General features: G+C 62.0%; 24 protein-coding genes. All 24 read left to right on the top strand.

What is annotated here, in order from left to right; genetic code table 11:
* The first annotated feature begins 270 nt into the window (after window positions 1-270).
* The 24 genes from OXS31_RS11125 (at window position 271) to OXS31_RS11010 (ending at window position 17,152) form a co-directional block, all read left to right on the top strand.
* The gene (locus tag OXS31_RS11125; protein ID WP_267399004.1) at window positions 271-576 is read left to right on the top strand and encodes a hypothetical protein; all 306 of its coding nucleotides are present in this window, start codon (window positions 271-273) and stop codon (window positions 574-576) included.
* On the top strand, window positions 576-908 hold the full coding sequence (locus OXS31_RS11120; RefSeq protein ID WP_267399003.1) for a hypothetical protein: 333 nt from the start codon (window positions 576-578) through the stop codon (window positions 906-908). The genes OXS31_RS11125 and OXS31_RS11120 overlap by 1 nt, the downstream gene beginning before the upstream one ends.
* Window positions 905-1,156: a hypothetical protein gene (locus OXS31_RS11115; RefSeq protein WP_267399002.1), complete on the top strand. Its 252-nt coding sequence runs from the start codon at window positions 905-907 to the stop codon at window positions 1,154-1,156. Before OXS31_RS11120 ends, OXS31_RS11115 begins: the two co-directional genes overlap by 4 nt.
* A 43-nt stretch (window positions 1,157-1,199) precedes the next feature.
* Window positions 1,200-1,619, top strand: coding sequence for a hypothetical protein (locus OXS31_RS11110; protein WP_267399001.1), 420 nt, complete (start codon window positions 1,200-1,202; stop codon window positions 1,617-1,619).
* A gap of 41 nt (window positions 1,620-1,660) precedes the next feature.
* A complete protein-coding gene (locus OXS31_RS11105; RefSeq protein ID WP_276591378.1) occupies window positions 1,661-2,164 on the top strand; it encodes an HGGxSTG domain-containing protein in 504 nt (167 codons plus the stop codon).
* Complete coding sequence (locus OXS31_RS11100; protein WP_267398997.1) at window positions 2,157-3,407, top strand: phage terminase large subunit; 1,251 nt, start codon at window positions 2,157-2,159, stop codon at window positions 3,405-3,407. Before OXS31_RS11105 ends, OXS31_RS11100 begins: the two co-directional genes overlap by 8 nt.
* Complete coding sequence (locus tag OXS31_RS11095) at window positions 3,407-4,825, top strand: DUF4055 domain-containing protein (protein WP_267398995.1); 1,419 nt, start codon at window positions 3,407-3,409, stop codon at window positions 4,823-4,825. Before OXS31_RS11100 ends, OXS31_RS11095 begins: the two co-directional genes overlap by 1 nt.
* The gene (locus OXS31_RS11090; RefSeq protein WP_267398994.1) at window positions 4,825-5,904 is read left to right on the top strand and encodes a minor capsid protein; all 1,080 of its coding nucleotides are present in this window, start codon (window positions 4,825-4,827) and stop codon (window positions 5,902-5,904) included. The genes OXS31_RS11095 and OXS31_RS11090 overlap by 1 nt, the downstream gene beginning before the upstream one ends.
* A 38-nt stretch (window positions 5,905-5,942) precedes the next feature.
* Window positions 5,943-6,539 (top strand): hypothetical protein, encoded by a 597-nt coding sequence (locus OXS31_RS11085; protein WP_267398993.1) that lies wholly within the window; start codon window positions 5,943-5,945, stop codon window positions 6,537-6,539.
* An 84-nt stretch (window positions 6,540-6,623) separates the two neighbouring features.
* The gene (locus OXS31_RS11080) at window positions 6,624-7,343 is read left to right on the top strand and encodes a hypothetical protein (RefSeq protein WP_267398992.1); all 720 of its coding nucleotides are present in this window, start codon (window positions 6,624-6,626) and stop codon (window positions 7,341-7,343) included.
* 12 nt (window positions 7,344-7,355) lie between these two features.
* A complete protein-coding gene (locus tag OXS31_RS11075) occupies window positions 7,356-8,378 on the top strand; it encodes a hypothetical protein (protein ID WP_267398991.1) in 1,023 nt (340 codons plus the stop codon).
* Window positions 8,379-8,425: 47 nt separating this feature from the next.
* Window positions 8,426-8,809: a HeH/LEM domain-containing protein gene (locus tag OXS31_RS11070; protein ID WP_267398990.1), complete on the top strand. Its 384-nt coding sequence runs from the start codon at window positions 8,426-8,428 to the stop codon at window positions 8,807-8,809.
* A gap of 3 nt (window positions 8,810-8,812) precedes the next feature.
* Window positions 8,813-9,316: a DnaT-like ssDNA-binding protein gene (locus tag OXS31_RS11065; protein WP_267398989.1), complete on the top strand. Its 504-nt coding sequence runs from the start codon at window positions 8,813-8,815 to the stop codon at window positions 9,314-9,316.
* A gap of 86 nt (window positions 9,317-9,402) precedes the next feature.
* Complete coding sequence (locus OXS31_RS11060; protein WP_267398988.1) at window positions 9,403-9,759, top strand: helix-turn-helix transcriptional regulator; 357 nt, start codon at window positions 9,403-9,405, stop codon at window positions 9,757-9,759.
* Between the two features lie 49 nt (window positions 9,760-9,808).
* Window positions 9,809-10,177: a hypothetical protein gene (locus OXS31_RS11055; RefSeq protein ID WP_267398987.1), complete on the top strand. Its 369-nt coding sequence runs from the start codon at window positions 9,809-9,811 to the stop codon at window positions 10,175-10,177.
* Entirely contained in the window at window positions 10,174-10,581 is a 408-nt protein-coding gene (locus OXS31_RS11050) for an HK97 gp10 family phage protein (protein WP_267398986.1), read from the top strand. The genes OXS31_RS11055 and OXS31_RS11050 overlap by 4 nt, the downstream gene beginning before the upstream one ends.
* On the top strand, window positions 10,578-10,988 hold the full coding sequence (locus OXS31_RS11045; RefSeq protein ID WP_267398985.1) for a DUF4128 domain-containing protein: 411 nt from the start codon (window positions 10,578-10,580) through the stop codon (window positions 10,986-10,988). Before OXS31_RS11050 ends, OXS31_RS11045 begins: the two co-directional genes overlap by 4 nt.
* 69 nt (window positions 10,989-11,057) lie before the next feature.
* Complete coding sequence (locus OXS31_RS11040) at window positions 11,058-11,714, top strand: phage tail protein (RefSeq protein WP_267398984.1); 657 nt, start codon at window positions 11,058-11,060, stop codon at window positions 11,712-11,714.
* Window positions 11,715-11,722: 8 nt separating this feature from the next.
* A complete protein-coding gene (locus OXS31_RS11035) occupies window positions 11,723-12,100 on the top strand; it encodes a phage tail assembly chaperone (protein ID WP_267398982.1) in 378 nt (125 codons plus the stop codon).
* Window positions 12,101-12,189: 89 nt separating this feature from the next.
* Window positions 12,190-12,414 carry a DUF1799 domain-containing protein gene (locus tag OXS31_RS11030; protein WP_346659865.1) on the top strand — a complete coding sequence of 75 codons (225 nt, stop codon included), beginning with the start codon at window positions 12,190-12,192 and terminating at the stop codon, window positions 12,412-12,414.
* Entirely contained in the window at window positions 12,411-15,311 is a 2,901-nt protein-coding gene (locus OXS31_RS11025; RefSeq protein ID WP_267398980.1) for a phage tail tape measure protein, read from the top strand. Before OXS31_RS11030 ends, OXS31_RS11025 begins: the two co-directional genes overlap by 4 nt.
* Window positions 15,301-15,639, top strand: a complete 339-nt coding sequence (locus OXS31_RS11020) for a phage tail protein (protein ID WP_267398979.1) — start codon at window positions 15,301-15,303, stop codon at window positions 15,637-15,639. The genes OXS31_RS11025 and OXS31_RS11020 overlap by 11 nt, the downstream gene beginning before the upstream one ends.
* Window positions 15,636-16,385, top strand: a complete 750-nt coding sequence (locus OXS31_RS11015; RefSeq protein WP_267398978.1) for a phage minor tail protein L — start codon at window positions 15,636-15,638, stop codon at window positions 16,383-16,385. The genes OXS31_RS11020 and OXS31_RS11015 overlap by 4 nt, the downstream gene beginning before the upstream one ends.
* Window positions 16,386-16,387: 2 nt before the next feature.
* A complete protein-coding gene (locus OXS31_RS11010) occupies window positions 16,388-17,152 on the top strand; it encodes a C40 family peptidase (protein WP_267398977.1) in 765 nt (254 codons plus the stop codon).
* The last annotated feature ends 24 nt before the right edge of the window (window positions 17,153-17,176 follow it).

Genomic DNA, 17,176 nt, shown 5'->3' with positions numbered 1-17,176 from the left:
GCCGCTGCTACCTCGATGTCGCCATGCTTCTGTTGAAATTGCTTCAGTTGCTCAATGAGCTCGCTAATTTTCATGGTCTTGCTACCTCTTTGCAAAAGCTGAAGGGTAGCGCAAAACGCCAACGTCGTGATGACAGTCGGCTAGCCCTCTATAGGGCCAAGTCCCCGCCGGGGCCGCCTGCTTCGGCGGGCGTTTAATTCTAGGGTTTCTCCGGAGAGGGACTCATAAGTACCGCGCCTGGAAGAGGGCAGCACCAAGAGGGTTCAGCCAGTGGACCAATTACTGGAGGCCGTCTTGCTGTGGTGCCTGCCAGGCCTGCTTGGTGGTTTCGGTGGCGTCATCGCCTACATCTCGAAGCTCACCACGCAACACCGCTTCTCGGCCGGAATGTTCATCACGAAGTTCCTGACCGCCTTCTTCGTGGGGCGAGTGTGTGGCTACTTCATTCCTATGACGAGCGAGTTCCGATACGGATACATCATGGTGCTCGGGTTCGCGGCCTATCCGGTCCTGACGATCCTGGAATCCAAGGCCAAAGGATGGGCCGAGCGACTCAACCCTCCTGGAGCCAGCTGATGCTGCCTATCTCATTCGTCGCCATGCTGATCTACAGCCTGGTCGTGGCTCGCTGCGCCTGGTTCAGCTACCACGGTGGCCAGTACCGCCAGGACGATCGGGCAGAGGTCGCATTCATCCTCACGGCTTCCGCGCTCTACCTGATCACTCTGGTAGCGCTCTGGACGTTCGAGCCCTGGAAGGTCGTGAACAACAGCATCGTCGGCGCCATGGTGATGGCCCAGACCATCTTCTGTGGCAGCTACTTCTATCGTCGTGTGGGCGCCATGATGGACGGTCGTGATCGGCGCAGGCTGACACAGCGCCGCTCTACGGCAAGGACCCATCCATGACTCACGTACGCAAAGGCGCCGCCTGGCTGCTGACGGCCATCCTGCTGTTCTTCGTTGGGACAGGCACCGGGTACGTCACGCGCACCTGGGAGTGCCGCAACACGCTACAGACCATCTTCGTCGCGGCGCCTGGTTTCGACATCGGAACCATGGATCTGCCGGCAAAGCTCTACCGCATCAAGGTCTCCGCTTGTGCGCTGCCAGAGCAGTGGGGCGGGGACAAAGAGCCGTTGGAGGGCTATCCGTAAACCGCTTGGCTATAATCTGGCGCCAATCTCAATGGCGACCGTAATGAGTACGGACAGCAGAAGCGTCATCCTTCATCAAATGTACGGCGAGCAGAATGCGCAATTCGACCGGTTTGTCTTAGGCGCTACCCTGGCAGCCTGTGCCTATCTGGCACAGACCAATCCTTTCGGCCAGATCGATTTCAACATCGAGTCGATGTATCTGTATTCGCTCATTCAGCTGGCTGTAGCAGCCCTAATTGGGTTCAAGCGAGTTGAGGCGACAGTATTCTGCATCCAATTGAATTCTCGGAGCCTTGCGCATCTGGAACGCGGTGACGCCGAAGGGGCGCGAGTTGTAAGCCTGGCCTCAGCAGCTTGGGCTATGCGAGCTTTCAGGCGGTATCGCTATCGGAATCTGTTCCTCATGACCAGCTTCCTTTGTTACATCGCCACCAAAGTATTCGAGACCTACGTTCGCTAGGCGAGCTGTGAAACAACCCCATATAACCCTGCGAGGTCAGCATGGCCGAATGCGGAGCCAAAACCCGCAGCGGCCAACCTTGCAGAGCGCCTGCTATGCCAAATGGCCGTTGCCGAAAGCACGGCGGCAAGAGCACTGGTGCGCCGGCAAAGAATCAGAACGCCCGAACCCACGGCATCTACTCGTCCTACCTGAGTGACGATGAGAAGGATGTGTGGGATCAGGTGAAACTGGGCGAGGTGGACGATGAGCTACGGCTTACTCGCATTCGCCTCATGCGAGCACTCAGGGCCGAGAACGAGCGCGGCAATACACTTGAGATCGACAGCGAGAAAGTCGAGACCGGTGAGAACGGCAGTACGGTCACCACGACCAAGGTTCGCGACTACTCCAGCCTGATCGACCGACTGACAGGCCGCATCGAGAGCCTGGAGCGCACCCGCGCCGAGCTGCTGAAGAACAACCCGCCGGCAGACGCTCCGGTCGCCCGTATTGAGATCGAGGTGGTAGGTGGAAGGACGGACGCTACGGCTCAAGATGACTGAGCCTCAGGCGCGCTTCTTCCAGCTACAGTCGAAGTACCCCGCGTTCGTGGGTGGCTTCGGTACCGGCAAGACCGAGACTCTGGCCAACTGCGCAGTAAGGGATGCCCTGGAGTCTTCCAGCACCCTGATCGCGCTCTATGAGCCGACCTATGAGCTGGTGAAGACCATCCTGGTGCCTCGGCTGACCGAGAAGCTCACCGATATGGGCATCCGGTTCAAGTTCCACCAGCAGGACAAGGCGATCTACACCAGCTCGGCCCAGTGTGGGGATTTCATACTCCGCACCCTGGAGAACCCTGAGCGGATCGTCGGCTATGAGTCCTACCGGGCTCACATCGACGAGATCGACACGCTCAAGAAGGAACAGGCCGCGGCGGTGTGGCGCAAGATTATCGCCCGGAATCGTCAGAAGCCGGCTGGAGTAGCTGAGCCCTTCAACCGGGTCTCTGCCTACACGACGCCTGAAGGCTTCCGGTTCGTGTACGACACCTGGGGCCGTGACCCTAAACCTGGCTACGAGATGATCCAGGCCGCGACGTACACCAACCCGTTCTTGCCTGATGACTACGTGCAGACGCTGCGCGACAGCTACCCGGCTGCCCTGATCGACGCCTACATCGAAGGCCGCTTCACCAACCTGCACAGCGGCAGCGTCTACAAGGACTTCAGCCGCATCCTGAATCACACGGATGCAGTGCTTGGTGATCGTGAGCCCGTACACATCGGCATGGACTTCAACCGTCTCAAGATGAGCGCGGTGGTCTACGTCATCCGCGACAGCTGCCCAATCGCAGTGGATGAGATCGTCGATGGTCGAGACACGCCGTGGATGGCCCAGGCCATCTGCGAGCGCTACAAGAATCGCGGCCATGCCGTGCAGGTCTACCCCGATGCCAGCGGCCAGAACGCAAGCAGCAAGAACGCCAGCGAGTCCGACCTGAGCATCCTGCGCCAGGCTGGCCTATCCGTGAGGGTGAACGGGAGCAACCCGGCCATCATGGACCGCATCAACGCCGTGAATGCCCTGATCCTCAACGGTGATGGCATTCGCCGGCTCAAGGTCAACACACACCGTTGCCCTCACTTCACCGAAACGCTCGAACAGCAGCCCTTCGACAAGAACGGGATGCCCGACAAGTCAGGCGGCCTTGATCACATGGCAGACGCTGGGGGCTACCCCCTGGCGATGCTGTATCCGATCAGCAAGCCTGCGACCTCACTCCGACTTGGGTTTGCACACTGATGGCTACAGTCGAATACACCCGCCGCGAGTACGACGCTGCGCGCAGCCGCTGGCGCCTCGTCCGTGACGTGTGCAAGGGCTCCGAGGCCATCAAAAGCTGTGGTGATGAGTACCTGCCGCGCCCTAACGCCCAGGACAAGACCGATCAGAACAAGGCTCGCTTCGACTCCTACCTGGCCCGGGCAGTCTTCTACAACGCCACTGGCCGTACGAAGAACAGTCTGGTGGGCGCAGTCTTCCGTACCTGGCCTACGCTCAATGTGCCGGCTGCGCTGGACTACGTGGCAACCGACATCGACGGGCAGGGCGTGAGCGTCTACCAGCAATCCCAGTCCGTGATCGGTCATCTGCTCGAGACTGGCCGCCATGGCCTGCTGGTGGACTACCCCAGCGTCGAAGCCGGCACCGTCAGCATGGCGGACCGAGCAGCCAGGGGTATCCGCGCCACCGTCACCAGCTACGTCGCTGAGGCGGTCATCAACTGGCGCACCCGATTGGTGGGTGGGCAGCACCTGCTTTCCCTGGTCGTACTGCACGAGACCTACGACACCGATACCGATGACGGCTTCGGCATGGAGACCAAGGACCAGTATCGCGTCCTGAAGCTCGATGAGGTCGGCCTGTACGTGCAGGAGCTGTGGCGGAATGAGGGCGGATGGATGGCAGTTGAAGCGCTATCGCCGCTGGATGGTTCTGGCCGCCCCTGGAGAGTGATCCCGTTCCAGTTCCTCGGCAGCGAGAACAACGACTCCAGCATCGACGATTCGCCGCTTTACGACATGGCGGAGATCAACATCGGCCACTACCGGAACAGTGCGGACTACGAGGAGGCGGCCTACCTGGTTGGCCAGCCTCAGCCCTGGATGGCCGGACTCGATGAGCAGTGGCGTGACCACTTCGAGCAGAACGGCCTGTATCTGGGTTCGCGTGCGCCCTGGCTGCTGCCGCAAGGCGGTACCTGCGGGGTATGGCAGGCCCAGGCCAACACGGTCGCCAAAGAGGCCATGGATGCCAAGGAAGACCAGATGGTCGCTTTGGGTGCCCGGCTGATCGAGCGTGGCTCCGCGACCAAGACGGCTACTCAGTCATCCGCGGATAGCGCCGCCGAGCACAGCGTCCTCTCGCTTCTGGTGAGCAATGTTTCCGAGGCCTACAGCCAGGTCCTGCAATGGATCGGCCTATTCGAGAACGCCACCGGCGAAGCGATCTACAAGCTCAACCAGGACTTCACCCAGATCACCCTGGACGCAACCATTCTGGCCGGCCTGTTCAACGCCGTGCAGGGTGGACAGCTGCCCCAGGCTGACTTCTGGCAATACCTGCGCGACCGCGGCGTGATCGACCCGGAGAAGACCGACGAGCAGATCCGCGACGAGCTGCAGACGGCCGATACGGGCCCCGACCTGGAAGATGAGTGATGGCAGTCAACCCGATCCTCTACGACGCCGAGGTTCGCCATGCGGTGTTCCTTGAGCGCCTGAAGTCGGGTGAGGTAGCCAAGTTCGCACCGTTCCTCAAGCAGATCGACAAGGCCATTCGCGAGCGGCTGAGCGGTGACGACATCACTGACTTCACCCGGGCGCGCCTGGAGAAGCTGCTGGAGGCGGTAGACGGCCTACTGCTCGGCATCTTCACCGCCTACACCGATCAGCTGAATCTGGACCTGATCGACCTGGCTCAGTACGAGGCGAGCTTTGAGGCCTCTACGCTAAGCCAGGTTGGGCCGGCGACGTTCGAGGCTGTGGTACCGGCCGTGGCGCAGATCCGCGCTGCGGTGCTGACCAACCCGCTGAGCGTTCGTGGTGCTGACGGCGGCAAGCTGCTGGACACCTTCATCCAGGGGTGGGCATCGACCGAGCGAACCCGGGTGGTCAACGCCATACGCCAAGGCTTCTTCGAAGGCCAGACCAATGGCGAGATCGTGAAGGCCATCCGCGGCACCAAGGCGCTGCAGTACAAGGACGGCATCCTGGCTACCACTGACCGGAATGCCTCCGCGATCGTCCGGACCGCAGTCCAGCACGTTGCCACCCAGGCCCGCATGGAAACCCTGAAGGAGAACAGCGATGTCGTTCAGGCGGTCGAGTGGGTCAGCACGCTGGATTCGCGTACGACGCCGACATGCAAGTCTCTGGATGGGAAACGGTTCAAGGTCGATGAGGGGCCCAGGCCGCCTATCCACATCAACTGCCGGTCGACCGTCGTTCCCATCACCCGCTTCTCCGACCTGTTTGGCAAGGACGCGACACGCGCTTCTAAGGGCGCTGATGGCGCAAAGCAGGTAGATGCCTCGCTGAGCTACTACGAGTGGCTGAAATCGCAGCCTGCGAGCTTCCAAGACGCTGCACTGGGTAAGAACCGGGCCAAGCTGTTCCGTGATGGCGGGTTGAGTGCTGAGCGCTTCTCCGCCCTCCAGCTTGATCGCAACTTCAAGCCTCTGACGCTCGATCAGATGCGAGCGCTGGAGCCACTGGCGTTTGAGCGAGCAGGTATCTGACATGCTAAATTCAAGACTGCAGATCATGGAGCGGTCTTATGAAGTGGTGGGTTGCAGTAACGATTGGCCTTTGCTTGCTCTCAGGCCTATTAGGCCTCACAGCAGGCATCAACCTAAATCCCGTATCTACAGTAGCTTTTGTGCCTAACTGGGGAAGCGTAGGGGATTGGTTTTCAGGGATAGGGGCCTTTGCGGCTATAGGTGTAACCCTTCACCTGACTCTGCGTAATGAGCGACAGCAAGAAGGTTTGCGCAAAGACTCTCTCGTTGTTGAGCAGATAGTGACAGACGTAGGAATATCTATCAGGCTCGTCTCTCTAGGGCACTACCCCACAACGATAAGAGGCGCTTTCATCTCCCGACCGGATGGAGGGTCTGTATCGATCAACGCAACCTTTAAGGTTAAAAACGGACCAGATTTGCCTAGGCGTTTGGAGTACAAGGAAGACCTGCTTTACGGATGGCTTCTTGGTAGGGAAAGCTTGCTTATGAAATCTCTAAATATCCTTCAAGTGGATAGCCTCGAAAGCCTATCAGTCGTGGTGTTCACCTCTACGGATGAATTCCGGTTTCCGTTAGAGCCGGAATTTTGCGAAGCGCTAAGAGCCGCAGAGAAGTCCGACTTATCCGACTGACCATCTTAAAAATCTACAGCCCGCTTCGGCGGGTTTTTTTATGCCCGCAGGCAGGGCCTGCATCTCTGTCTCTGGGAGACACACATGAAATACCTGATCGACAAGGCCGCCTTCGACGCTTTGGACCCTGCCATGCAAGCGCTTTACAAGCAGCAGGGTGATAACTACGTGCTCGTCATCGAGGGGCTTCCCCAGCCGGAAGACACCTCAGGCCTGAAAGCCAAGGTCGAGCAACTGCTGGCTGAGAAGAAGACCGAAGCCGAGAAGCGTAAGCAGGCCGAGGAAGAGGCCCGTATCGCAGCCGAAGAGGCCGCCCGCAAGTCCGGCGACACTGAGGCCCTGGATCGCAGCTGGAACGAGAAGCACACCAAGGCGCTGACCGAGAAGGAGTCGGCCCTGACCGCGCTGCAGGCTCAGATCCACTCGCTGACCGTGGGCGCAGCCGCAGCACGCATTGCCGGCGAACTAGCCGTGCAGGGCTCCGCTGGCGTCCTCCAGCGCCTGATCGAGCACCGCCTGTCCATGGAGATGCGCGATGGCGTCCCGACAGTGGTGGTGCGCGACAACGAAGGCCGGCCGACTGCCGCGACCCTCGCAGAATTCAAGACTGAAGTCACCAACGACCCGGCTCTGGCCCCGTTGGTGGCTGCAAGCAAAGCATCCGGTGGCGGGGCCAGCGGGGCAAAGGGCGGCGGGGCTGCCAAAACGTGGGACCAACTCAGCGGTATGGAACGCGTTGAGCTCCGCCGCACCAATCCAGCCGAACATGCCCGCCTGAAGGCTGCGCATGAGGCCTCTCGCTAAAGGAAAACCGCAATGCCTACCATTCTTTCCGATGTCGTCTTCCGCGACGAACTGCGCGACTACATCACCGTAAACAGCGTCGAGAAGACCGCCTTCTTCACCTCGGGCATCATCACCCAGAACAACGACATGGCCGCATTGCTGGCCAGCCCGTCGAATACCTTCACTATTCCGTGGTGGGTGGACCTGGATGCCTCCATCGAATCGAACTACTCGAACGACGTCTACACCGACATCGCTACTCCGCTGAGCGTCCGCACTTCCAGCATGCAGGCCCGCGCTGCCTACCTGAACGAAGGCTGGAACGCGATGAACCTGGTGAAGAACATCACCAAGCAGGACCCGCTGGAATACGTCGGCAGCCGCCTGATCAGCTACTGGCAGCGCGTGGCTCAACGCCGCGTGATCGCCACCACCATCGGCCTGTACAACGACAACATCGGCGCCACAGACTCCAACCACACCCAGAACGACATGGTCGTGGATGCTGGTGGGCCGATCAGTGCGGAAACCATCATCCGCGCCAAGGCCACCATGGGCGACTACGGTGGCGACAGCCTGGGCGTTATCGCCATGCACCCTGCAGTGCACACCCAGCTGCAGATCCTGAACTTGATCGACTTCACCCCGATCGGCGATCAGGTTCCTCTGAATGGCCGCTTCATGGGCATGGTCGTGGTCGTGGACGAGGGTATGCCGGTGATCGCCGGTACTCCGAACAAGTACCTGTCCATCATCTTCCAGCCGGGCGCCATCGGTTACGCCGAGCAGCAGCCGGAAGGCGAGGATGGCCTGGAGTACGTTCGTGAGCCTGAGCGCGGCAATGGTGGTGGCGCCGAGACCCTGTGGACCCGCCGAAATTTCGTGGTTCACCCCCTCGGCTACTCGTTCACCTCGGCGACCATCACCGGCAACGGCACTGAGACCCGTCCGGCCTCGGCGTCTTGGGCTGACCTGGCACTGGCTACCAACTGGAGCCGCCAGCTCAACCGTAAGCTGGTGCCGATAGCCTTCATCACCTCCACCGCGGCCTAAGTCGCTCGCCGGCCTGTTCTGGGCCGGCTCTCTTCAGGAGAAACACCATGCAAGACGATACCTACCTGAACCCGAACGACAAGGCTCGTTGGGGCTATGCCGAAGGCGAAGACGGCAAGCTGCAAGTCGGCCCGCAGACTGTGGGTGAGACCGGTGGCGTAGAGCACGCTCGCAGTGAGCCACGTGATAAGGGCGCGCTGAACAACGGCGGTGGCGAAGACAGCGAGGCGCTGCGTAAGCGCATCTCCGAACTGGAAGGTCAGCTGGCCCAGAGCCAGAAGCCCGCCGAGTCGAGCGATCCGCGCACCAAGGATCAGCTGAAGGCCGAGCTGGACGCTAAGGGCGTAACCTACCCGTCCAACGCGAGCAAAGCCGATCTGCTGGCACTGTGGAACCCCCAGCAGAGCAACGAAGGCGGCACCCAGGAGTAAGACATGGCACTGATCATCGAAGACGGCGCCGGCAAGGCAGATGCCGAGAGCTACGCAACGGCTGCAGAACTGGCCAGCTACGCCGGCAAGTACGGGGTGACCCTGCCTGCTGACGAAGCAGCCCAGGAAGCCCTGCTGCGCCGCGCTGCCGTCTCGATGAATGCCATGAAGTGGAAGGGCAGCCGGGCCAATGCCGATCAGGCGCTGGCCTGGCCTCGCCGCGAGGTCTGGATTGAAGGTGAGCTTCGCTCAAAGACCATGATTCCCCGTGAGATCCAGTACGGCCAGATGGCTCTGGCGGCTGAGATCCACAACGACGACGTGAATCCTCCCCAGGCCCAGAAGGGCGCGGTCATCCGCGAGCGGGTGGAGGGCGCTGTTGAGCGTGAGTACGCGACGATCACCAACGAGAGCGGCTATGTCCTGCCGGTCTCGGCCGACAAGCCCAGCAAGACCCTGTTCGCTGATTATCTGCTGAGACGCGGTCTTTTCGCACTGAGGGCGTAGAGTGAAGGTGCGAATATTGGGAAAATTCACACACAATACGGTGCGGATGTAGTATGGTGTCGACTCCTGACCATGGAGTAATCGATATGCTACCGATGCCATCCGATCCTGAATTTCCTAAAAAACTCGCTATTGCCCGGAAGGCAAACGGATACAGCCAGATAGAGCTTTCTAAAGAGGCAGGCTTCGGCGAGGGCCAGATTAGCAACTATGAACGTGGCTTAAATAAGCCCTCAAAAGCGAGTTGGAAGCAGCTGCAAGTGGCGCTTTTCAAAAATGCTGCTGTTACTGACTTGGATAGCGTTTGGCGGGCTGGCTTGAAGGAGCAAGCGCAAACCAATGAGCCTGATCTGTCATCAGTTACCTTAGCGAACGCAACTGTTGAACAGCTGGTAGCTGCGCTAAAAGATCGAGGATTTGAATCGGTCACGCTGACGAGCTAGTGAGTAATAAACCCCGCCTCGGCGGGTTTTTCATGCCAGGGGATGTGCCATGAGCCAGTTCTACGACGAGATGGCCGCCATGGCCCTGGATCTCATCAGCCAGTACGGCCAGCCGGTCCAACTGCGCGAAGAGAAGCCCGGCGCCTACAACCCAGCCACCGGCAAGACTGACCCACCGAGCGTGAAGACTCAGACCGCTCAGGCTGTGATGTCCGACTACAAGCCGGCGGAATTCGAGAACAGCACGCTGCTGCAGCGGGGAGACAAGCGCCTCAAGGTGGCAGCGAAAGGGATGCCCTGGGTGCCAAGCCTGGCCACTAAGGTGAGCGCCAACGGCGAGACTTGGGCCGTCATCGCCATCACCGAAACCAACCCGGCCGGCACGCCGCTGGTCTACGAGCTGCAGGTCAGGCCATGAATGAAGGTTCCTTCGCCCTGAGCTTGGCTGAATTTGCTGAGCAAGCGAAGGAGGCCATCGATTCCAGCTTGCGCGAGATCGTGATCGAGATCGGCGCAGGCGTCATCCGTATGTCGCCGGTCGACACGGGCCGCTTCCGGGGTAACTGGCAGTTCAGCATTGGCGCCCCCGAGCAGGGTCAGTTGGATCGCTTGGACAAGAATGGGTCAGCTGCCACTGCTGAACTGGTCAATGGCGCGATTCAGTTCAAGGCCGGTGACACTGCCTACATCGTGAACAACCTACCGTACGCAATACCTCTTGAGTACGGCCATTCCGACCAAGCCCCAGGTGGCTTTGTCAGGATCACGCTGGAGCGCTTCCAGCAGATCGTCCTCGAAGCCATCAGGAACAACCAGGTATGAGCCACCAGCGCTGCCGGCGACTATTCGAGTCGCGCTTAGCCGCGTGGGCGGCTGACAAGGGCTATCCCGTCGCCTACCAGAACGTTGCCTTTACGCCGCAGTCAGGGCAGCTGTACCTGCGGGCATTCCTGCTGCCATCCGCTACCGGTAGCGACACCTTGGCCGGCGACCATAAGCGCTACCAGGGCCTGTTCCAGGTTAGCGTGGTAACGCCAGCAGGGCAGGGCCCAGGACAGGCCGAAGATATCATCGCTGAGCTAGCCGATATCTTCCCGATCTACGACCGCCTCACGCTGGACGACTTCACTGTCGTCGTGATGAGCCCGGTAGAGCAGGGCCCGGAGATCCCGGACGACACCGAATTCACCATCCCGGCGACGTTCAGCTACCGAGCCGACACCAACTAATCCGCCCGTTGGGCAAAACCCGGAACCCGCCAAGTGCGGGTTTCTTCATTTCTGCGTGAGGAAAAGACAATGGGCTACAAGCTACCCAACGGCGCCACCTTCCAAATGGCCGCCACCTACGGTCCCGACGTATCCATGACCGCCGTGAGCAACGCCTCCGAGGCCGTGGCCACCATCGGTACCGGCACCATCACCAGCGGCGACATCGTCCTGCTCACCTCCGGCTGGGGTCAGATGAATGGTCGCGTGGTGCGCGTGAAGGCCGTCAACGCCTCCGCTGTGACCCTGGAAGGCGTGGACACCACCAACCTGACCACCTATCCGGCCGGCGGTGGAGTAGGGTCGATGAAGAAGATCCTGACCTGGGTCGTCATCCCGCAGATCACCGAGGTCGCATTCAGCGGCGGCGATCAGCAGTACACCGACGTGGTCTTCCTGGAGGACACCCAGGGCCGACAGATCCCGACCGAGAAGTCCGCGGCCAGCATGACCCTGACCATAGCCGACGATCAAGCCCAGGCCTGCGTGCCGGTGCTCAAGGCAGCCGACGCGAACCAGAAGGTCGAAGCGGCCCGCCTGAACCTGCCGGGTAACGACACGCTGTTCTACGGCGCCTTCATCTCCTACTCCAAGCAGCCGACCGTGGCTCGCAGCCAGATCCTGACCCGTACCGTGTCCCTGGCCCTGCAAGCCGAGCCGACCCGCTACTCCACCGCGGCAGCCTGAGGTAGATCATGGCGAAGAAATTCACCATCCAGCAGGCGCCGACGTTCAAGGCTGACGTGTCCATCCCCCGGGTGGGTGGCGAGACCATGGTTGTGCCGTTCACCTTCCGCTATCTCGACCGCCTGGAATTGGCCGGCGTATTCGATCAGTGGCGAAAGCAAGAGGAGGAGCTGATCGAGTCTGCCGGTGGCTCGGTGCAGGAGTCCACGCAGCGCGAAACCGACATGCAGGTCGAGCAGATCAAGCAGATCGTCACCGGCTGGGCCTTCGATGACGAGTTCAACGACGAGAACATCCGCGCCCTGGTGCTGACGTCGGTCAGTGCTCCTGCTGCGGTCCTCAAGGCCTATCACCAGGCTTACCTGCCGGCCAAGTCGGGAAACTGAGAGAGGCGGCGCGCGCGCTATACGGTGGCGCGCCGCCTGAGGCAGCACTCTCGGCCTTTGGCCTGGCTCCATCGCTGTTCGATGAGGACGTGGAGGTCTGGCAGCCCAACTGGCAGGCCTTCAGTGTGTTCGAGGCGATGTCCACCCAGTGGCGCACCGGCATGGGCGGGGCCAGTGGCCTCGACTACGCCGCGCTCCCTGCGGTGATGAGCCTGTGCGGTATCCGAAAGAAAGATCGCGACGATGTGTTCCATGACCTGCGGATCATGGAGGCCGAGGCGCTGGCAGTAATGGCGGAGCAGAAACCAGAATGAACATCGCCGAACTAGGGATCAGGATCGACTCGGAGGATGCCTCTGGAGCCGCTGCCGACCTGGACAAGCTGACCGCAGCGGGTGGCCGGGCCCAGAAGGCTACCGAACAGCTGGCCGGTAGTGCCAAGAAGGCACGCGATGCCCTGGGTCAACAGCGTGACGAGCTTTCCGAGCTGCTTGGCGAGATTGACCCTACAGTCAAAGCCCTTGGCCGGCTGGATGATCTCGAGAATCGCCTTTCGAAGCAGAAGAAGCTAGGCAATCTTGATCCGGCAACCTTCAGTGACTATCAAGGCAAGATCCAGCAGTCCCGCGAAAGCCTGACGCGCTTTGACGACGCGCTGACCCGCACCGGCAACACCGCCAAGCAGACCGCCGCGGCACTGCGCAACGTGCCAGCCCAGTTCACCGACATCGTGGTCAGCCTTCAGGCCGGCCAGGCCCCGCTGACCGTGCTGCTGCAACAGGGCGGCCAGCTGAAGGACATGTTCGGCGGCATTGGGCCAGCGGCGAGCGCCCTTGGCGGCTACGTGCTCGGCCTGGTCAATCCGTTTACGGTCGCCGCCGCTGCTGCCGCTGTGCTCACCCTGGCGTACTACCAAGGCAGCGAAGAGGCCACCGCATTCGAGAAGGCGCTGATCCTTTCCGGCAATGCGGCGGGCACCACAGCAGACGAACTGGCGGAGACCGCGAAGAACATCTCTAGCGTGGTCGGCACGACCGGCCAGGCGGCCGCGGCCCTGGTTCTGATGGCGCAGAGCGGCAAGATCGCCGCCGAGAATATGGAGCAGATCGGCGTCGCCGCCGTGTCGTTCTCCAAGGCCACTGGCACCGCCATCGAGGACGTGGTCGCGCAATACGTCTCCCTGGGCAAGGAGCCCGTGGAGGCGTCGCGCAAGCTCAACGAGCAGTACGGCTACCTGACCGCTGCCGTCTACCAGCAGATCGCCGCCCTGGAAGCCCAGGGGGAGCGCGAGCAGGCCGCAGCGCTTGCCCAGACCGCCCTGGCAGATGCTCAGGATCAGATGGCAAGCCGCGTCCAGGAAAGTCTGGGCTCGCTGCAGCGCGGCTGGAACGCCCTGGCATCCGCTGCCAAGGGGGCCTGGGACGCCATGCTCGGCATCGGCCGGGAGGAGACTCTCCAGACCCGGATCGACAAGCTGTCCAGCTTCATCGACAAGCGCTCGAAGCTGGGCGGCTACGACAACACCGATTACGAGCGGCAGCTGGAGGCCCTGAAGGCGCAGCTGGCGACCGAGCAGCAGCGCTCCAAGGAGCAGGGAGAGCAGCGCAAACAGAACGCCGATGCCATCGAGGCGGTGACGAAGGTCAAGGCGATCACCGACGCTACCCTCACCAACGAGCAGAAGCGGACCAAGGAGAAGAAGGAGTACCTGACCTGGATCGAGAAGATCCGCAAGGCCGACCCCGACTCGGACCTGGTCAGTAAGGCCAACGTCGACAAGGTCATGGCCAACATCGACGACAAGTACAAGGACCCGAAGACCCGGACCCGCACGCGCCGCAGCGCCGTCGACCTGACGGACCTGAACGACGAGCAGAACGCCAGGAAGGCACTGGTTTCCAGCTATGCCAACAGCCAGAAGGAGCTGGAGGCCCAGCAGAAGGCCGGGCTGATTACCCAGGAGGCCTACTATCGCCAGCGCGTGGTGCTGATCAACGCCGAGAAGGAGCAGGTGACCGCCGCCTACCAGGGCGAGATCGATGCGCTGGAGCAGGCGAAGGCGCGCAGCACCACCAGCGCCGAGCAGCGGATCCAGCTCGACCAGAAGATCGCCGATGCCCGCGCCAGCATGGTCAAGGCGCAGAAGGATGCAGACAGCGAGCTTTCGGTCCTGGCGCTGAACGAGCAGGGCCGGCTGAAGAAGCAGGAGGAGTCGGTCCGGACCTATACCGATGCCCTCCAGCAGCAGGTTCGCACGCTGCGCGACCAGGGCCAGCGGTCCGCCGCGACGCTCGGCATGGGGGATCGCCAGCGTTCGCTATACGACAGCCAGAACGCCATCACCGACCGCATCAACAGCAGTCGGCTGGAGCTGGCCAACCAGTACGGCGACGGCTCGCGCGGGATGAGCATCGAGGAGTACCAGCGCAAGCTGGATGCTCTGAAGGCCACGGAGAACGACCTCCGCGCCACGGTGGTGGCCAACTACGACGATATGACCCGCGCCCAGGGGAATTGGCGCAGCGGTATGACCGCAGCCTTCGACAACTACCGGGACTCGGCGCGTGATATCGCAGGGCAGACGAAGACGTTGTTCACCAGCGCTTTCAGCTCGATGGAAGACGCAGTCGTGAGTTTCGCTACCACCGGCAAGCTGTCGTTCTCTGGGTTCGCGCAGTCTGTCCTTGCCGACATGGCGCGAATCGCAGTGCGGTCAGCCAGCAGCCAGGCGCTTTCGGGCCTACTGAGCATCGCGGGTTCGGTGGCGTCGTCCTACTTCGGTGGAGGCGCCAGCTCATCAGCGGGTGCCACGCAGGCGGGGTATACCGGTACCGACTTCAGCACCTGGGTAGCGGGACAGCGAGCCACTGGCGGCCCTGTGTCGGGGGGCTCGCTGTATCAGGTCAATGAGCGCGGTCCGGAGTTGCTGAGCCAGGGTGGCAAGAGTTACCTGATGATGGGCGGGCAGGGCGGCTCCATCACCCCTTTGGGTAGTCCGGGCGCTGGCGCAGCGATGGCAGCTCCTTCGATCCAGATCACTACAGAGGTGCACATCGACGCGAATGGCAACGCCACCACGACGACCGACGCCAACGGAGCGGGCGACGCTGGCAAGCAGCTCGGGAAGATGATCAACGACGGCGCGCTCCGCGTCGTGCAGCAGCAGCTCGCCACCGGTGGCGCCATCTGGAGGCTCGTGAATGGCCGTTGAAACCTTCACTTGGCGCCCATTGAGCGGCACACAGGGTCAGATCGACCACCGCACACGGACATCCCAGTTCGGTGATGGCTACGCCCAGGTGGTCGGCGACGGCCCCAACAACCGCTCGCAGTCATGGCCGCTGACCTTCAAGGGGCGCCGCGAATCCATCATCGAGATCCGGGATTTCCTTGATCGACATGCAGGCTACCGCTCGTTCCTCTGGACGCCGCCGCTGGGGCGCGTCGGCTTCTACCGGGCCAAGGAGGTGTCCATCTCTCCAGTCGGCGGCGCGATATACACCCTCACGGCAACCTTCGAGCAGGCCTTCCACCCATGAGTTTGCGAACGCGGTATCAGCAGCTCGAGCCAGGCGCCGAGATCCGGCTGTTCGAGCTGGACGGCAGCGACTTCGGTGCGGACGTGCTGTATTTCCACGGCCATGCCATCCCGCACACCGCTGAGGAGATTGCAGCAGCGGGCGCCAACGCGGATCAGCTGCCGGCCAAGTCGATCTGGTGGAAGGGCGTCGAATACGCGGCCTGGCCCGTGCAATTGGAGGGTATCGAGGCGACCAGCGACGGCACCGCGCCGCGGCCGACGTTCTCGGCGGGCAACGTCTCGGGTCGGATCACCGCCCTGTGCCTGGCCTTCGAGGACCTGCTGCAGTTTCGCCTGGTGATGCGAGAAACGCTGGTCGAGTATCTGGACGCACGCAACTTCCCTGCCGGGAACCCGACTGCTGACCCCACTCAGGAGGTCGTCGAGGTCTGGTACCTGGACCAGAAGACCAACGAGGACGGCGAGGCGGTGGCCTGGGAGCTGGCCTCGCCAGGCGACCTCTCCGGCGAGGCCGTGGGCCGGCAATGCACCACCTTCTGCCACTGGGCCATGACCGGCGGCTACCGTGGCCCGAACTGCGGTTACACCGGGCCCTATCGCGATGAGGACGGCAAGCTGACCGATGACCCGGCGCGGGATGTCTGCGACGGCACACTGGGCACCGGCTGCGTGCCGCGCTTCGGCGAAGGCAACGAACTACCCCACGGCGGCTTCCCAGCCGTCTCCCTGATCGCCAGGAGCTGATCATGCTGAAGTACATCCTGGCGGCCGTGCAAGCGCACGCTGCCGAGGTCTACCCGCGCGAGTGCTGTGGGCTCATCATCAAGGACGGGCGCCGCCAGCGGTATGTGCCATGCGAGAACACTGCGGCCGATCCGGGCGAGGAGTTCCGTATCGCACCGGAGGCCTACGCAGCAGCCGAGGATCAGGGCGAGATCCTGGCGGTGGTGCACAGCCATCCGGACGCCAGCAGCAGGCCCTCGCCGGCGGATGTCGCCATGTGCAACGCCTCTGGCCTCACCTGGTACATCCTGAGCTGGCCGGAGGGCGATCTGCGAACCCTGGTGCCGGAAGCAGACGTGCCCCTGCTGGGCCGGGCTTTCGTCCACGGCGTGCAGGACTGCTGGGCTATCTGCGCCGACTGGTACCGGCGGGAATGGGGGCTGGAGTTTCCGGCCTACAGCCGCACCGATGGCTGGTGGGAGCTGGCCGAGAACGCCAGCCTCTACGAGCAGCACTACGAGGCCGCAGGGTTCTACCCGGTGGACCGGCCGCAGCGCGGCGACATGATCGTGCTGCAGATCGGGCGCACTGCTCACCCCAATCACGCAGGCATCTACCTCGGTACCGACCCCACGTTGCCGGGTGAGCAGACCCAGGTCTTCGGCCCAGGCCCGTTCCTACTCCACCACCTGCACGGGCGGCCGTCTGAGGTCATCGTCTACGGCGGCAACTGGCACGAGCGGGCCCGGCTGATCCTGCGTCACCGCGAAGCGCCGGTGGTAGAGTGATGCCTTTTCCAACAAGGAGGTTGC

Source organism: Pseudomonas sp. GM_Psu_1 (assembly GCF_026544185.1).
In the GTDB taxonomy this organism is placed as follows: domain Bacteria; phylum Pseudomonadota; class Gammaproteobacteria; order Pseudomonadales; family Pseudomonadaceae; genus Chryseomonas; species Chryseomonas oryzihabitans.
Note: the sequence above shows the minus strand (reverse complement) of the source record. Positions and strands in the feature narration are given on the sequence as shown.

Bases quoted from the DNA above. Each gene is read 5' to 3' on its own strand.
- OXS31_RS11115 (WP_267399002.1), top strand. From the start codon at position 905: ATGACTCACGTACGCAAAGGCGCCGCCTGGCTGCTGACGGCCATCCTG.
- OXS31_RS11090 (WP_267398994.1), top strand. From the start codon at position 4,825: ATGGCAGTCAACCCGATCCTCTACGACGCCGAGGTTCGCCATGCGGTG.
- OXS31_RS11055 (WP_267398987.1), top strand. From the start codon at position 9,809: ATGAGCCAGTTCTACGACGAGATGGCCGCCATGGCCCTGGATCTCATC.
- OXS31_RS11120 (WP_267399003.1), top strand. From the start codon at position 576: ATGCTGCCTATCTCATTCGTCGCCATGCTGATCTACAGCCTGGTCGTG.
- OXS31_RS11050 (WP_267398986.1), top strand. From the start codon at position 10,174: ATGAATGAAGGTTCCTTCGCCCTGAGCTTGGCTGAATTTGCTGAGCAA.
- OXS31_RS11070 (WP_267398990.1), top strand. From the start codon at position 8,426: ATGCAAGACGATACCTACCTGAACCCGAACGACAAGGCTCGTTGGGGC.
- OXS31_RS11085 (WP_267398993.1), top strand. From the start codon at position 5,943: ATGAAGTGGTGGGTTGCAGTAACGATTGGCCTTTGCTTGCTCTCAGGC.
- OXS31_RS11065 (WP_267398989.1), top strand. From the start codon at position 8,813: ATGGCACTGATCATCGAAGACGGCGCCGGCAAGGCAGATGCCGAGAGC.
- OXS31_RS11095 (WP_267398995.1), top strand. From the start codon at position 3,407: ATGGCTACAGTCGAATACACCCGCCGCGAGTACGACGCTGCGCGCAGC.
- OXS31_RS11040 (WP_267398984.1), top strand. From the start codon at position 11,058: ATGGGCTACAAGCTACCCAACGGCGCCACCTTCCAAATGGCCGCCACC.
- OXS31_RS11010 (WP_267398977.1), top strand. From the start codon at position 16,388: ATGCTGAAGTACATCCTGGCGGCCGTGCAAGCGCACGCTGCCGAGGTC.
- OXS31_RS11015 (WP_267398978.1), top strand. From the start codon at position 15,636: ATGAGTTTGCGAACGCGGTATCAGCAGCTCGAGCCAGGCGCCGAGATC.
- OXS31_RS11020 (WP_267398979.1), top strand. From the start codon at position 15,301: ATGGCCGTTGAAACCTTCACTTGGCGCCCATTGAGCGGCACACAGGGT.
- OXS31_RS11035 (WP_267398982.1), top strand. From the start codon at position 11,723: ATGGCGAAGAAATTCACCATCCAGCAGGCGCCGACGTTCAAGGCTGAC.
- OXS31_RS11075 (WP_267398991.1), top strand. From the start codon at position 7,356: ATGCCTACCATTCTTTCCGATGTCGTCTTCCGCGACGAACTGCGCGAC.
- OXS31_RS11025 (WP_267398980.1), top strand. From the start codon at position 12,411: ATGAACATCGCCGAACTAGGGATCAGGATCGACTCGGAGGATGCCTCT.
- OXS31_RS11080 (WP_267398992.1), top strand. From the start codon at position 6,624: ATGAAATACCTGATCGACAAGGCCGCCTTCGACGCTTTGGACCCTGCC.
- OXS31_RS11110 (WP_267399001.1), top strand. From the start codon at position 1,200: ATGAGTACGGACAGCAGAAGCGTCATCCTTCATCAAATGTACGGCGAG.
- OXS31_RS11060 (WP_267398988.1), top strand. From the start codon at position 9,403: ATGCTACCGATGCCATCCGATCCTGAATTTCCTAAAAAACTCGCTATT.
- OXS31_RS11100 (WP_267398997.1), top strand. From the start codon at position 2,157: ATGACTGAGCCTCAGGCGCGCTTCTTCCAGCTACAGTCGAAGTACCCC.
- OXS31_RS11105 (WP_276591378.1), top strand. From the start codon at position 1,661: ATGGCCGAATGCGGAGCCAAAACCCGCAGCGGCCAACCTTGCAGAGCG.
- OXS31_RS11045 (WP_267398985.1), top strand. From the start codon at position 10,578: ATGAGCCACCAGCGCTGCCGGCGACTATTCGAGTCGCGCTTAGCCGCG.